Origin of the sequence: Comamonas thiooxydans, assembly GCF_000964545.1 — a bacterium.
GTDB lineage: Bacteria > Pseudomonadota > Gammaproteobacteria > Burkholderiales > Burkholderiaceae_C > Comamonas > Comamonas thiooxydans.
Window position 1 is genome coordinate 269,258 of the sequence record NZ_BBVD01000004.1, and the last position, 14,488, is coordinate 283,745.

Consider the following 14,488-nt stretch of genomic DNA (forward strand, 5'->3'; position numbering starts at 1 on the left):
TACTGGGACTCGAGCTTGGCCAAGCCCCTGCACATGTGTCGCCAATACGCGACAGGCAATCGGTTTGCTTTAACGCAAATGCAATGTGATCGCCCGCTCCATCAAGGGATAACACTTAGAAAATAACAAAAACCCCACAGATTAGCGCTACCTAGAATCCGGCTTTACGTCACGACAAGTCAACCGTCCTGGTCTGCTTGCACATTATTTTTAGGGAGACACTGTGAAAACTATTTTCAAGATCGCCACCATCGCTCTGGCCGCTACCGCAGCCATCAGCAGCCATGCCGACAGCTACCCAGCCGCTGGCAAGACGATCACGATCATCGTGCCTTTCACGGCAGGCGGCCCCACCGACAAGGTGGCTCGCGACCTGGCCGAATCCATGCGCAAGCAGCTGAACAACGCCACCATCGTCATCGACAACGCAGACGGTGCCGGCAGCACGATTGGCACAGCCAAGGCCGCACGTGCACGCAATGACGGCTACACGCTGCTGCTGACGCATATCGGCATGTCCACCATCCCGACGCTGTACCGCAAGCTGTCCTTCAACGTGCTCAACGACTTCGAGTACGCTGGCATCATCAACGATGTGCCCATGACGCTGATCGGCCGCCCCACCCTGCCCGCCAAGAACTTCGCCGAAGTCAAGGACTGGGTCAGCAAGAACCAGGGCAAGGTGAATCTGGCCAACGCCGGCGTGGGCTCGGCCTCGCACCTGTGCGGCCTGATGTTCCAGGCCTCGCTGCAGCAGGACATGACGCCCGTGCCCTACAAGGGTGCAGCTCCTGCGATTGCCGATCTGATGGGCAACCAGGTGGATCTGCTGTGCGACCAGACCACCAATACCACTTCGCAGATTGCCGCCAAGAAGGTTCAGGCCTATGCCGTGACCACTGCCAAGCCTCTGACCACGCCTGCACTCAAGGACCTGCCCACGCTGCAGTCCCTGGGCCTGAAGGACTTCAACGTGACCATCTGGCACGGTCTGTACGCCCCCAAGGGCACGCCTGCCGATGTGGTGCAAAAGATCAACGAAGCCATGAAGGCTTCGCTCAAGGACCCCGAGTTCATCAAGCGCCAGGAAGCCTTGGGGGCCGTGATTGCCAGCGACGACCGTACCAACCCTGCGGGTCACAAGAAGTTTGTGGAAGCCGAAATCGCCAAGTGGGGCAAGGTCATCAAGGCCGCCGGCATCTACGCCGACTGAGAACGCACAATCCGTTCAACGCAAAAAAGCCTGCATCTGCAGGCTTTTTTGCATGGGGCGACCGAAGAAGGCCGCTTACCAGGTCACTTCCTTGCCATCGGCGGCGCTGCGCCTGAGCATGTCTACAAAAGGCACGATGCGCTGGCCCAGGGCCACGCCGTCCTGATTTGCAGGCACGGCATCCTCCTCCTGCGCTTCGTCTTGCGGCTGCGCACGTCTGGCCGCATCTTCGGCGGCAGCAGCCTCCAGCGCGATGATGGCGGCCGGAATCTGCTCCACGGTGATGATGCCATGCACCTCATCGGGAGACTTGCCGATGATTTCCAGCAGCTTGCGGCCGTTGGCGTCCAGCATGATGAGGTCTGCCGTGGCACGCGATTTGAATTTGTAGGGCATGAAGCGACTCCTTCAACGGTAGATGTATTCGCGGTTGAAAGGATAGCCGCTCTGCGCACCCGCCATCGCACCGCTGCGCAGATCGCCATCGGGTTTGCTGCACAGCATCTGATGCAACGCAATCCAGCCATGCTCGAAGCCCATGGCCGAGCCCGCCAGATAAAGACGATAGGCACGCAAAGCCTTAGCGGCCTTTTCCTCGTCGTACTGGGCTTGCAAAATGATTTGAGCTTCGCCCAGCCTGGCCTCCAACCCATCCGACCAGGCCCAAAGCGTGCGCGCGTAGTGCGGGCGCAAGTTCTCGGTATCCACCATTTCCAGTCCGCTGGCCGCCAGATCATGCAGCACGCGGCTGACATGCATGAGCTCTCCGCCGGGAAAGATGTAGCGGTTGATGAACTCGCCCATGCCGGCACCCAGTTCCACATTGCTGACACCGCCCGCCGTGATGCCATGGACCAGGGCCAGTCCGCCGGGCCTGAGCATGGAATAAATGGTTTCGAAGTATTCCTGCAGATTGGCGCTGCCCACATGCTCGAACATGCCGACCGAGCCGATCTTGTCGAATGGCTCCACATCAACCATTTGCCGATAGTCGCGTAGCTCGACATGAACCTTGCCCTGCAGGCCCTTCTCGGCAATCAGACGCTGCACATGATCGAACTGGTTGCGCGACAGTGTGATGCCATGGGCCTGCACGCCGTAATGCTCGGCTGCCCAGAAGACCAGTCCGCCCCAGCCAGAGCCTATGTCCCAGAAGCGCTCTCCGGGCTGGAGCTTGAGCTTTTTGCAGATGTGATCGAGCTTGGCCTCCTGCGCCTGCGCCAGGCTCATGCCCTGCTCTTTGTAGTAAGCGCAGGAATAGACGCGGCGCGGGTCCAGCCACAGCGCGTAGAAATCGTCGGAGAGATCGTAATGAAACTGAATCTGCTCCGCATCGCGGGTCAGCGTGTGCATGGCCAGCGACCTGGCCTTGGAGACCGTCTGCCCCAGCCAGGAGGGCGTATGACTGACCGGATCACCGCGCAGCAGCCCGGCCGCTGCCGCCATGATGTCGCGGGAGCTGCCCTTGACCTCCACCCAGCCTTCGACGATGGCCGAACCAATCGAGCCGATCTGGCCGTCCAGCAGCGCCGCAACAGCCTTGGGAGAACGAAAAATGAGTTGAACCGCGCTGTGTTCAGGCCCGATACGCTCGCCCGAGGGAAGCTGTATCGACGCAGTCACAGGAAGTCTTGCTAGCAGCGGCTCCAATGTGCTCAACAGGTTTTTCATGAAAACCATTGTTCACATCGACTATGGCAGGGTCAAGACGGAAAACATCCCTGCCTAAAACTGCCTCCAGGTCTGGCAGAGGATCAGTTGCTGGCTTTCACCAGCCTGTCGTAGGCCTTGAGGGTGGCGGGGGCCACAGCCTGCAGCACTTGTTCATAAGCCGTCTTGTGACGCGCCAGCAAGCGCATGGAAGCAACGGTGCGGCTGCGGCAGAACCAGTGGCAGGTGTGTTGCATCAGCATCAGCTCGGCCGTCATGGTGAAGGCTCGGCGCTTGCGCTCCTCCTCGTCGGCCGCATCCCCCACACGGGCAGCCGCCAGCGCCTGGGCATGAAGCTTCATGGTCTCGCGCACATCCATGGTGGCCGAAGGCAGAACCCTGGTCATATAGGGCAGCGCCAGCGGCAGGGTGCTGGCACGCGTCTGCTCGGCCGGCAAGGTGGCGAATTCATCCGCGAAACGCTGAAACTGGCTCACCAGGCTGCTCTCGGTATTGGCCAGCACGGGCCAGATCTGTTCACGCCTCTGCGCATCCTTCTCGCCGATGACACGCAGATATCCCTCCATCAGATTGGCCATGAGCTTCTCGATCTGAAAGCGTGCCAGATGCTGGGCCAGAAGCTGGGTGTGCTGACGCTGCTCCTGCTTCTTGAGCACGTAGAGCACGGTGGTGACAATGATGGCGAGCGTTAGAAAATCCATGAAGTGAAACCAGACAGGCGGACAAGCGCAATGAGAAAAAGGATGAGTGTAGTCAGCCTGAGGGCTTTGCTGGGAATTAGTGCCGCAATTGCAGGCCTGACGGGCTGCAGCAGCGCCGGCTATTACTGGCAAGGTTTCAAGGGACAGATGCAGATTCTTCAGGCCGCACGGCCTATTGATGACTGGCTGGCAGAAGACAGTACCTCCTCAGCACTGCGTCAGCGCCTGCAGACCGCGCAACAGATGCGCCGCTTCGCCAGCCGGGAGCTGGCTCTGCCCGACAACGCCAGCTACACCCGCTACGCCCAGCTGCAGCGTCCGTTTGCGGTCTGGAACGTGGTGGCAGCCCCGGCCTACAGCCTGGAGATGCACCAATGGTGCTTTCCCGTCACCGGCTGCATTGCCTACCGAGGCTACTTCAGCAAGAGCGACGCACAGGCGCAGGCACTGACGCTTCAGTCCCAGGGGTTGGAAACCAGCGTCTATGGCGTGCCTGCCTACTCCACGCTGGGCTATCTGAACTGGCTGGGCGGCGATCCCTTGCTCAGCACCTTCACCTCCTGGCAGGAGGGCGACTTTGCCGGCCTGCTGTTCCACGAACTGGCCCACCAGCTGCTGTATGTGAAGAACGACACGGCCTTCAACGAATCCTTTGCCACCACGGTGGAGCGCATGGCCACACCCTTGTGGCTGCACAGCCATGCCAGCGCCGCCACGCAGCAGCGCTGGCAGCAGAGCCTGCAGCGACGCGAGCTATGGCAGCAGCTGACGCGCGAGACCCGTCAGCGCCTGCAACAGATTTATGAACAGAAAAATACTGAAGCCCTTGATGCCAAAGCGCTGGAAGCCATCAAAAGCAAAGTATTTGACGAATTCCGCGCCACTTATGCGCAGCTCAGAGCGCAATGGATTGCCACTGACGAGCCCCTGCTGAGCAGCCTCGCCCTGCGCGAGCAATATTACCGGCGCCTGACCCAGACCGACGAATGGGTGGCCCAGTCCAATAACGCCAGTTTCAGCGCCCTGGCCGCCTATGACGACTGGGTGCCTGCCATGACTCGCTGGTGGCTGCAACTGCGCGGCGAAGGCCCGGCCACTCCCGAGACCTGGCGCAGCTTCTATGCTCAGATGCGCGAGCTGGCAGCCTTGTCCGCAGAAGAGCGCAAGCTGCGGCTATGCACCCAATGGGGAGAAGCTGCAAAAACAGCGACTCAGTGCCAATAAATACTTCAAATCGACATAAAACAATTTTTTACAAGGATTCGCCACATAGGAGGCTTCAGCGGTTTTTAAGAAAGTCCCGCCAGACTTCTCCGATACCTATTTTTTGCCGTCTGCCGTGGCTACCCAAGACTCCGCTTCTGCCCCATTTTTCAAGGGGCTTTTTCAACCTCGCACGCCTCAGTTCATCGCTCTGGCCCTGGCCATCTGGCTGACGCTGACAGCCAACTGGGCCCTGTGGCTGCGCCTGCCTTCCCTGGATGGCTATCACGGCAGTCTGGCTCTGCTGGCCCTGCGGGTTATGCCGCTGGTGCTGGGCGCCAGCCTTCTGCTGACCTCTTTGTTTGCCTGGCCGCGCTTTACCAAGCCGTTCTGGGTTGCACTGCTGCTGGTGGCGGCCAGCTCCCAGTACTTCATGGTCAGCTACGGCACCGTGATGGACAAGGGCATGATTCACAACATCCTGCAGACCGATGCACGCGAAAGCTCGGACTTGTTCAACATCAAGCTGCTGGCCGAGGTGTTGATCATCGCCATACTGCCCGCCATCTGGCTTTGGAAAACGCCGCTCAAACGCGCGAACAGCGCCTGGCGCAATATGCTGCGCACCGCCTGGCTGCTACTGGGCGGCATTGCCCTGATAGCCGCATCGCTGGCCGTTTCCTACCGCGATCTGGCCCCCGTGGTGCGCAACAATCTTTGGCTGCGCTACATGATCAACCCGATCAACCCCGTGTTGTCCTCCGCCTCGGTGGCCCTGGATCCTCTACTCAACAAGCCCAGGCCCTTTGACAGCATCACGGGTGGTGCAGCTCTGGGTGCCAGCTATGCCGCAGCCCGGAAACCGCCGCTGCTGGTGCTGGTGGTGGGCGAGACGGCACGCTCAAAGAACTTCAGCCTCAACGGCTATGAGCGCGATACCAACCCCGAGCTGGCCAAGCGCGATGTGCTGAGCTGGCGCAATGCCCACTCCTGCGGCACCAGCACCCGCGAATCGGTGCCCTGCATGTTCTCCAACCTGGGCCGCGAAGGCTTTTACGCCTCCAAGGTCGAGCATGACAACCTGCTCGACGTTCTGCAGGCCGCCGGCCTGGCCGTACTTTGGGTGGACAACCAGGCAGGCTGCAAAGGCGTGTGCAAGCGTATCCCCATGGCCGATACCGCCGACAGCGTGAATACGCCGACCGGCAAGGCCCTGTGCGCCCAGGATGGCGAATGCCTGGACGCTCTGCTGCTCAGCGGCCTGGACGAGCGCATCGCCAAGCTGGATCCCGCACGCCGCGCCAAGGGCCTGGTACTGGTCATGCACCAGATGGGCAGTCACGGCCCCGATTACTTCAAACGCTCCACTGCAGACCTCAAGGCTTTCAAGCCCGAGTGCGCGACCAATGAGCTGTCCAGCTGTTCTCAGCAAAGCGTGGTCAATGTCTACGACAACTCCATTCGCTATACCGACCACTTCCTGGCCCAGACCATAGACTGGCTCAAGGCCCAGCAAAACCAGTTTGAAACCGGCATGTTCTACATGTCCGACCATGGCGAATCGCTGGGCGAGCTCGGTGTCTATCTGCACGGCATGCCTTACGCCATGGCGCCCGATGATCAAAAACATGTGCCCATGATTGCCTGGCTGGGAACGCTGGGTGCTCGCACCGGCCTGAATCAGGCCTGTCTGAGCAAGACGCTGGATCAGCCGCTCTCGCATGACAACCTGTTCCATACGGTGATGGGATTGATGGATGTCACTTCTCCAACCTACAAGCAGCCTCTGGATGCATTTGCCAGCTGCCGCACGGCCAGCTAGGCATTGACTGCGAAGCACAAAAAAGGCCAGCCGGATCAACGATCCGGCTGGCCTTTCTCGTTTTCAGGTGCTACGTTGACAGCGCTCAGAAACAATGCATCACTCGCCCTGGGAGCCGCGACGCGCCCAGCCCGTGGTGTGCTTTTCCAGCAGGTTGAACAGCTCATACATAACCATGGCCATGGCCCCCACCACGATCAGCCCCGCAAAGGCCAGACCCATCTGCATGGAAGATCCGGCGGAGACCAGCAGATAGCCGATACCCTCGTTGGCAGCCGTCATCTCGCTGACCGTGGTGCCGACGAAGGCCAGCGTGATCGCGACCTTGAGCGAGCCGTAGAAATACGGCAGGGAACGCGGCAGGCCGACCTTGATCAGCACGTCCCAGCGCTTGGCCCCCAGCACGCGCAACACATCCTCCAGTTCAGGCTCCAGCGTGGCCAGACCCGTGGCGATATTGACCATGATGGGGAAGAAGCTGATCAGAAAGGCCGTGAGAATGGCCGGGCCCGCGCCGATGCCGAACCAGACCACCAGAATCGGCACGAACGCTGCCTTGGGCAAGGCGTTGAAGGCCGTCATCAGCGGGTAGAAGGCCGCATAGGCCAGGCGCGAGGAGCCGATCAGAAACCCCAGCAGCACACCCACCACGATCGCCAGGGCAAAGCCTGCCATCGTCACCCAGTAGGTGTGCCAGGCATGCATGGCAATCGTGCCCGCAAACTCATAGAGCTGATGGCCTATGGCCCAGGGGCTGGGGAAGATGAATTCCGAGACGCCTAAGCCCGAGCAGATGATCTGCCAGAGCAGGACGATCAGCAGCAACAGCAGCCAGGGAGCCCAGCGCTCGGCGGTTTTTTGATGTTTCATGATGCGCCTTATTGAGGAATGGCGGCAGCGATGTCGGTGCCGCTCTTGCGCAGGGCGCCGATATGGCCGCGCAGCTCGTAGACAATGTCCGAGAACTCGGGGGTGTAAGTGACCTCCAGATCACGCGGGCGCGGCAGGTCGATGTCGCGGCGCACCACGAAGCGGCCCGGGCTTTTGCTCATCACATAGACGGTATCGGCCAGGAACACGCTCTCGCGCAGATCATGCGTGACCAAAATCACATTGAACTTCTGTTCGGCCTGCAGGTCGCGCAAGATGCACCACAGCTCCTCGCGGGTGAAGGCATCGAGCGCGCCAAAGGGCTCGTCTAGCAGCAGCATCTGCGGCTCGTGAATCAGGGCGCGGCAGATGCTGGCGCGCTGCTGCATGCCGCCGGACAGCTGCCAGGGGAATTTGCGCTCATAACCCGATAGGCCCACCTTGCCCAGCAGCTCGATGGCACGTGCTTCGTATTCCTTGCGCTTTTGCTTGAACTGCGAACGGTGCGGCTCCACGATCTCCAGCGGCAGCAGCACATTGTCCAGCGTGGTGCGCCAGGGCAGCAGCGAGGAGGACTGGAAGGCCATGCCCGAGATCTTGAGCGGCCCTGTCACGCGCTGGCCATCGACCGTGATACGGCCCATGGAGGGCATCTTCAGGCCCGTGGTGAGCTTCATGAAAGTGGACTTGCCGCAGCCCGAAGGACCGACGATGGCGATGAACTCGCCGCGCTGCACCGTGAGGTCGATGGCCTCCACCGCAAAGTGGTTGGCCTGCAGCAGCTCTTCGTTATAGGCCAGCCAGACGTCCTTGAATTCGACGAAGGGCCGGGCAGCTTCTGTATCTGATGATTTCATAAAAACAGGCTGCAGCTCCTGTCACACAAGCGCATACAGCTATCAATCAATGAGCAATTACTTTTTGGGAAAGACGTCGAGTTCTGCGACGGGCGGCAAGAAGCGGCCGTTCCAGACAAGCTCAGGATTCACCCGCGTCTTGGTCGCATAGACGTCCGAGATCTGGGAAGCCATCAGCGCCATGCGTGTCGGGCTGACCTGGCCAAAGCCCTCGCCGCGCGCATCGGCGGTGTTGATCACCGTGTCGATCGCCAGTTGCAGGCGGCGGATTTCCAGAGCAGTGTTGACGATGCCGTCGCGCTCCTTCACATAGGCGATGGCACTACCGGGATTGGCCATGACTTCCTTGGCGCCCTTGCTGAAGGCCTTGAGGAAGGCGCGCACGGCTTCGGGGTTCTCGCGCACCAGCTTGGCACTGGCGATGATGGCGTTGCCATAGAGCTTGACACCGTTGTCGGCAAACGGCATGACCGCCACATCGGCCGCCTTCACGCCACGCGCCTCCAGATTCAGCAGCGAAGTAAAGGTAAAGCCCGTGATGGCATCGACATCGCCGCGCACCAGCATGGTCTCGCGCAGCGGCGGATCCATGGTGGTCCATTGCACATCTCCGACCTTGTTGGCCTTGGCAAACAGCGGGAAGCCGCGCCGGCCGGCATCAAAGACCGGCGCTCCCAGCTTCTTGCCCGTCAGGTCCGCCGGCTTGGCGATGGCGCTCTTCTTGAGCGCCATGACCGAGGCTGGCGTGTTGTTGTAGACCATCATCACGGCCACGGGCTTGTCTTTGACATCGGGGTTGTTGGCATGAAACTCCATAAGTGCGGCCAGATCGGCAAAGCCCATGTCGTAAGAGCCCGATGCCACGCGCTGAATCGCGCCGCCCGAGCCGCTGCCGGCATCAACCGTCACATTCAGGCCCGCTGCCTGAAAATAGCCCTTGGCGGCGGGCTGCAGAAACAGCGCGGCAGGTCCTTCGAAACGCCAGTCGAGCTGGAATTTGATGGGCGTGGCGGCAAAGGCCGCCGTGGCACTGGCAAAGCTGCCCAGGGCCAGAACGGATTGCAGGAACAGGCGCTTGGTTTGCATGGTGGCTTCCCTCTCTCTATGTCAATGAATTGCTGTTGGGTTCGTGTCGGCGCTCAGACCTTCCAGGCACCCTGGTGCGAACTGCTGGCCTCTTCGATCAAGGCCGGCCCGATACATTCGATGGCGTGCGAAGCGGCCTGAAACACATCGCGGCAGGACAGCTCGGCATCCTTCTGATCGAGCCGCTCGCCACGGAACACGCGCAGCCGCTCCGCATCGATGCCATAGACCACTCGGCCGATGGCGGACCAGAAGATCGCGCCGGCGCACATCACGCAGGGCTCGGCAGACGAGTACAGCGTGGCAACGGCCAGCTCATCGCGTGAATGCAAAGGACTGGCCAGGCGGATGGCGGACAACTCGGCATGGGCCGTGCAATCGCCGCTCTCGCCGTTGGCATTGCTGGCCTCGGCCAGCACGCGCCCATCTGCAGCCACGATCAGCGCGCCAAACGGACGGTTGCCGCGCTCGCGCGCCACATCCGCGAGCGCAATGGCCTGGCGCAGATAGCGACCATCGCTGTCATTCAAGGTCTGGACTTGAGGCAGGGGCATGGTGGCTTCCTCCTCAGGCCTTGAGCATGCGCGCCGACCTGGCGGGCAGCATGCTGCTGTTGAACAGTGCATCGGCAGATGGCGTGGTCTTGAGCGCAAAGGTCTGCACCACGCTGTCCAGCTGCTGCTCCAGCAAACGCTTGCTGAAGTCGCCCAGTCCATGGCTTTTCGTATCTGCCGCGGCCACATACTGTGCAGTGATGGACCAGCGCTCCAGCTCCAGCTTCTCATCGAGAATCGGCTCGCGCTGGCGCACTGCGGCAATGCCTGCAGCGGGGTTGGCAAGGCATTCCACAATCGCACGGTTGGTGGCGCGCAGGAAAGCGGCCACGACCTGCGGCTTCTCTGCGATCAGCTGGCTGGACGCCAGGATCGCATTGCCATACAGATGAACGCCGGCATCGCTGTAGCGCAGTATGGAGAGTTCCTCGGGCTTGAGGCGCGCAAACAGCGAAACCGCCGAATCATGAAAATAGGTGGCGGCATCCACATCGCCACGCACCATGACGTTGTCGCGTGCCGAGAACTCCGTCGTCGACCAGGCAAACAGATCGGCGGGCAGATTCCTTCGCCGCGCCACCATGGGCCAGGCACGGCGCGTGGACTCCACTGCCGCTGCAGCCACCTTCTTGCCCTTGAGACTTGCGAAATCCGAAGTGATGCCTCTGTCCTTGCGCCCGATGATCACAAAAGGCGCGCGGTTGTAGTACTGGTAGACGGCCTGCACGCGAGGTGTGCCAGCGTTTTGCGCATTGAACTCGATCAGCGAACTGACATCGCCCAGTCCGAGCTGGTAGGCACCGCTGGCGATACGAGTAATCGAAGCCACCGAGCCCGACCCTACGTCCAGACTCACATCCAGCCCTTCATCGCGGTAGTAGCCGTTTTGCTGTGCCAGAAAGAACGGCGCCGTCTGGCCGTTGACGCGAAAATCCAGCGTGAATTTCAGCGGAGTCAGCGACTTGCCCTGGGCATGAACCCAGGGTGCGCCGCAAAGAGGCAGGGCAGCAAGGAAATGGCGACGTAGCATGGTGGAACTCTCAGGTCTCTGGCGACAGGAACGCCAGCAGCTGCCGCTGCTGACAGGACTTGAGCAATTTCCGGGCACTGCACGCGGATGCAGGCTGAACGCTTCTACTCGTTCAACCTTCTAGCAATTGGCGTGCCTGCTTTGGGTTGCGCCTTGCCAGGTATCAAAAAAGTGCATGCAAAAGAGATGGATGCATGGATTCATGCACGGCAATGCACCAGATTGAAGCCATGCACCAAAACCAAGAGTGCCCGCGCCCTGGAAAATGGCTGGCACGCTGTTTGCTGCACTCAAATCAAGAGTAGAAGCGTTCAGCACGGTGCTCTGACCTTTCCTCGGTCAGCAGCTTCGCGGGTCATTGCTCTTGAAGTGGGTGCGGCAGCCGGCCGTGCCTGGTATCCACACTTCAGATGCCCGCAGCCCCAAGCCTCACTGGCAACGCCGGTGTCTGAAGTCATCGCAAGAGAGATTCTTATGCAGACCATGACCAGCCACTCTTACAGCCTTGGCGAACTGAACAAGGAAGCCCGCATGGGCGGGCAAGGTGCAGAAACCTCGGCGCGCGAAGTTCGCGTCATAGACATCAGTGACTTCGAGCAGCGCAAGCAGGAGATTGCCGAGCAGATCTGGAGCGCATCGGTGGAAATCGGCTTCTTCCAGGTTTCCGGCCACGGCATTGCCCAGGCCGATATCGACGCCGCGTTCTGCAGAGCCGAGCAGCTATTCGCCTTGCCGCCCGAAACCAAGGCTCAATGGCCGCTATCGCGCAATGCAGGTTGGGAGCACAAGGCACAGATTCGCCCTTCCACGCGCACTCCCGACCAGAAAGAGTCCTATCAGGTCACACGCCCGCGCATGCAAGGCTTGTGGCCCAGCGAGCAGGAGTTGCCCGGCTTCAAGCGAGCTACTCTGGCCTTTGAGCATCAATGCTGGCAGGTTGGCATGCAACTGCTGTCCTGCTTTGCCTACAAGCTGGGCTTTGACGATGAATTCTTCACCCGCGCACATGACCCCGTCGTGCCCAGCTACCAGAGCACGCTGCGCATGCTGCATTACTTTGCCGTGGACCCGGCACTCAAGGACGAAATCGGTCTGTGGCGGGCTGGCGCACATACGGACTTCGACTGCCTGACATTGCTGTTCCAGCGCGCCGGTCAAGGCGGTCTGCAGGTGCTGCCCGGCAAGGAGGCCGATGCCCAGCAATGGACACCCGTGCAGCCTGTGGATGGCGTCATCACCTGCAATATCGGCGACATGCTGATGCGCTGGAGCGACGACCAGTTGCCCAGCAACTTCCACCGCGTGCGCAACCCTCTGCCCCATGAGTACCAGGGGGCCCGCTATAGCCTGGCCTTCTTCTGCCAGGCCAATGAGGATGCGGTGATAGAAGGGCCGGCCAAAAAATATCCGCTCATCACAGGGGCGGAATATTTGCGTCAGCGCATCAGCGCCAATTTCTCGAACAGGTACTGACCCCCTGAGCAGCCCTGCCGCTTCCCCCAAGGGGACGACACCCTCGGGGCGGCCCTTCCTCGGTGTCCCTGGCTTGGGGGTGCGCCAGGTTCCAGCCCTCCGTCTTTGGTGCAGGGTGATCTGGTCTGAATTGAAACGACAAAGCCCCGGATCCCGGGGCCTTGTCGGCGATCAGGGGTGGCGCGGATCAGCGCAGCGACTCGATGAGATCGATGTACTGCTGCTTGGCCTCATCCGGCGTCGTGCCTTCCAGCTTGGCCCAGGCATCCCACTTGGCGCGGGCCACCATGTCGGTGAAGCTGGGCTTCTTGGCTTCGTTGTCACCCTCGGTCGCCTGCTTGTACAAGGCATAAATCTTGAGCAAGGTGGCGTTGTCGGGACGCTCGCCGAGCGAGGTGGAATTCTTGACGGTCTCTTCAAACCGGGCGTTCAGATCGGACATGAAAGGTCTCCTGGGCTTTAATAGTCGAGGCCAGTGTAGCCAAAAATCCGGAAAATTAGAACGACCGTTCTTTTTATTTCACAAAGTACTGCAACGCCGGCAAGCAGCCCTTTGCGACACGCACTCCCTCAAATCCGCCTCTTCGTGATTCGCCTCGCAGCAGCAGCGGACTGTCTTCAGAACATCATGCGCAAACCCGCATCAAAGCCCAATGCGCTGCGTGGCTGCATGCCGGGGCTGTTGCTGTAGGCCGGTTGCGGCATGATGACCGGGCTGCTGACGGCCAGCGGCGTCACACCCATCACCGCAGGATTGTTGTGTCCATTGCTCACGCTGATACGTGACACCGTGGTGTAGAGCGCCGTGCGTTTGGAGAGGTTATGCACATAACCCAAGGCCAGCTTGTTCACCGATGCGTCGCCGGTTCCCTGCCCATTTTTGAATTGCACCCTGGCCACCGACGCCCTGAGCTGATGCAGTCCGACAGGGATTTGCACACCAGCCAGAAACCCGTCATAGCGGTCTGTGGCCCGCACATCGCTGCGCGCATTGCGCACCTGCGACCACTCGCCCAACACACGGACCGGACCGAAGTTGTACGAACCTCCCAGGTTCAGGGACTTGATGGTTTCCTTGCGGCCGTTGAAAGTGCCCAGCATGCTTTCGCCATAGCCCAGCGCAATATCGGTGGGGCCGCTGGCCCAGCCAATGCGCCCACCGGCATAGCGGCCGCGCCTGGCATCATTTTCCGGGAAAGCATACATCAGCTGACCATAAATTCCGCCCAGCCCTGTAGGCAGGTGGTAGCCGATGGAGTTGTTGGCGCGCAGATAATTGTCCGTGCCTGCCGACAAACCGTTTCCTAGCAAGCGCTCGGGCAGCGTGCCGCTGGTCTGCGTACTCAGCGCACGGTTGATGGCCAGGTTGCTGCTGACCACCGCCAGCAAATTGACGCCCACGCCGTTGACGGAATAGGGATCAAAGGCCCAGTCATTCAGAAACGACGGCGTGTGATCACGCCCAAGGCGCAGCTCGCCCCAATTGCCCGCCAGGCTGACGGTGGAGCGTCGCCCAAAGTTCAGCGCACCGCCACCCGTGTCGTTGGTCACAGGCGCTTCCAGCCACATGCTGGCAGACATTCCGGCCCCCAGATCTTCAACGGCACGAACACCCAGACGGCTGGCCAGATTACCCGAGGGTGACAGCGCCCAGATACCTTGGCTGGCCGTGCGGCCGGAGCCATCCCAGGAATTGCTGCGCACCATGTAGCGGCTGACGCCCGCATCCATGACACCGAACAGCGTCACGGATGACTGAGCGCTGGCCAGGCTGCTGGCGGACAATGCAAATAGACTCCAGATATAGCGTGAAATACGTGGCATTTCATGTCTCCTTTTCGTTATGAATTCGCGGTATTGATCCGCGAAATCACTCTAGAAAAGGAAGGCTGCAGCTCTTGTGCAGTTGATGCCATTCATTGCTTATTTGGTGCCATGTTCCCAAGGTGAAATCCCTAGGAATGTCGCCCTGCCGCATGGCCAATGTCAGACAGAAAAAAGCCGGCGC

At 60.5% G+C, this 14,488-nt stretch carries 14 protein-coding genes; 4 read left to right on the forward strand and 10 right to left on the reverse strand.

From position 1 onward, the window contains the following. Positions 1 to 223 precede the first annotated feature (223 nt). Positions 224 to 1,213, forward strand: coding sequence for a tripartite tricarboxylate transporter substrate-binding protein (locus Cth01_RS06475; protein WP_034377274.1), 990 nt, complete (start codon positions 224 to 226; stop codon positions 1,211 to 1,213). A gap of 75 nt (positions 1,214 to 1,288) precedes the next feature. On the opposite strand, the gene Cth01_RS06480 is transcribed toward Cth01_RS06475, so the two are convergent. The 3 genes from Cth01_RS06480 to Cth01_RS06490 form a co-directional block, all read right to left on the reverse strand. Beyond that, positions 1,289 to 1,609, reverse strand: a complete 321-nt coding sequence (locus Cth01_RS06480; RefSeq protein WP_034354819.1) for a DUF1840 domain-containing protein — start codon at positions 1,607 to 1,609, stop codon at positions 1,289 to 1,291. 12 nt (positions 1,610 to 1,621) lie between these two features. Beyond that, positions 1,622 to 2,893 (reverse strand): class I SAM-dependent methyltransferase, encoded by a 1,272-nt coding sequence (locus tag Cth01_RS06485; protein WP_045838776.1) that lies wholly within the window; start codon positions 2,891 to 2,893, stop codon positions 1,622 to 1,624. A 74-nt stretch (positions 2,894 to 2,967) separates the two neighbouring features. After that, positions 2,968 to 3,585: a hypothetical protein gene (locus tag Cth01_RS06490; RefSeq protein ID WP_034354821.1), complete on the reverse strand. Its 618-nt coding sequence runs from the start codon at positions 3,583 to 3,585 to the stop codon at positions 2,968 to 2,970. A 42-nt stretch (positions 3,586 to 3,627) separates the two neighbouring features. Between Cth01_RS06490 and Cth01_RS06495 the strand changes: the two genes are divergently transcribed. After that, complete coding sequence (locus Cth01_RS06495; protein WP_045838777.1) at positions 3,628 to 4,809, forward strand: aminopeptidase; 1,182 nt, start codon at positions 3,628 to 3,630, stop codon at positions 4,807 to 4,809. A gap of 115 nt (positions 4,810 to 4,924) precedes the next feature. After that, positions 4,925 to 6,610, forward strand: coding sequence for a phosphoethanolamine transferase (locus tag Cth01_RS06500; RefSeq protein WP_233425117.1), 1,686 nt, complete (start codon positions 4,925 to 4,927; stop codon positions 6,608 to 6,610). 99 nt (positions 6,611 to 6,709) lie between these two features. On the opposite strand, the gene Cth01_RS06505 is transcribed toward Cth01_RS06500, so the two are convergent. From Cth01_RS06505 to Cth01_RS06525, 5 genes are read right to left on the reverse strand one after another with little or no spacing between them, the layout of a single operon-like run. Next, positions 6,710 to 7,480, reverse strand: a complete 771-nt coding sequence (locus Cth01_RS06505; protein ID WP_045838779.1) for an ABC transporter permease — start codon at positions 7,478 to 7,480, stop codon at positions 6,710 to 6,712. Positions 7,481 to 7,488: 8 nt separating this feature from the next. Further along, positions 7,489 to 8,337, reverse strand: coding sequence for an ABC transporter ATP-binding protein (locus Cth01_RS06510; protein ID WP_045838780.1), 849 nt, complete (start codon positions 8,335 to 8,337; stop codon positions 7,489 to 7,491). 57 nt (positions 8,338 to 8,394) lie between these two features. Beyond that, positions 8,395 to 9,423: an ABC transporter substrate-binding protein gene (locus Cth01_RS06515; RefSeq protein WP_034354834.1), complete on the reverse strand. Its 1,029-nt coding sequence runs from the start codon at positions 9,421 to 9,423 to the stop codon at positions 8,395 to 8,397. Positions 9,424 to 9,476: 53 nt separating this feature from the next. Continuing rightward, positions 9,477 to 9,977, reverse strand: a complete 501-nt coding sequence (locus Cth01_RS06520) for a nucleoside deaminase (RefSeq protein ID WP_034354837.1) — start codon at positions 9,975 to 9,977, stop codon at positions 9,477 to 9,479. Between the two features lie 13 nt (positions 9,978 to 9,990). Next, positions 9,991 to 11,007, reverse strand: a complete 1,017-nt coding sequence (locus Cth01_RS06525) for an ABC transporter substrate-binding protein (RefSeq protein WP_034404432.1) — start codon at positions 11,005 to 11,007, stop codon at positions 9,991 to 9,993. 474 nt (positions 11,008 to 11,481) lie between these two features. Here Cth01_RS06525 and Cth01_RS06530 point away from each other — a divergent pair, with 474 nt between their 5' ends. Then, entirely contained in the window at positions 11,482 to 12,480 is a 999-nt protein-coding gene (locus Cth01_RS06530; protein ID WP_045838781.1) for an isopenicillin N synthase family dioxygenase, read from the forward strand. 187 nt (positions 12,481 to 12,667) lie between these two features. On the opposite strand, the gene Cth01_RS06535 is transcribed toward Cth01_RS06530, so the two are convergent. Next, on the reverse strand, positions 12,668 to 12,922 hold the full coding sequence (locus tag Cth01_RS06535) for an acyl-CoA-binding protein (RefSeq protein ID WP_003050754.1): 255 nt from the start codon (positions 12,920 to 12,922) through the stop codon (positions 12,668 to 12,670). A 176-nt stretch (positions 12,923 to 13,098) separates the two neighbouring features. Next, the gene (locus tag Cth01_RS06540) at positions 13,099 to 14,304 is read right to left on the reverse strand and encodes a porin (protein WP_034391256.1); all 1,206 of its coding nucleotides are present in this window, start codon (positions 14,302 to 14,304) and stop codon (positions 13,099 to 13,101) included. Positions 14,305 to 14,488: the final 184 nt, after the last annotated feature.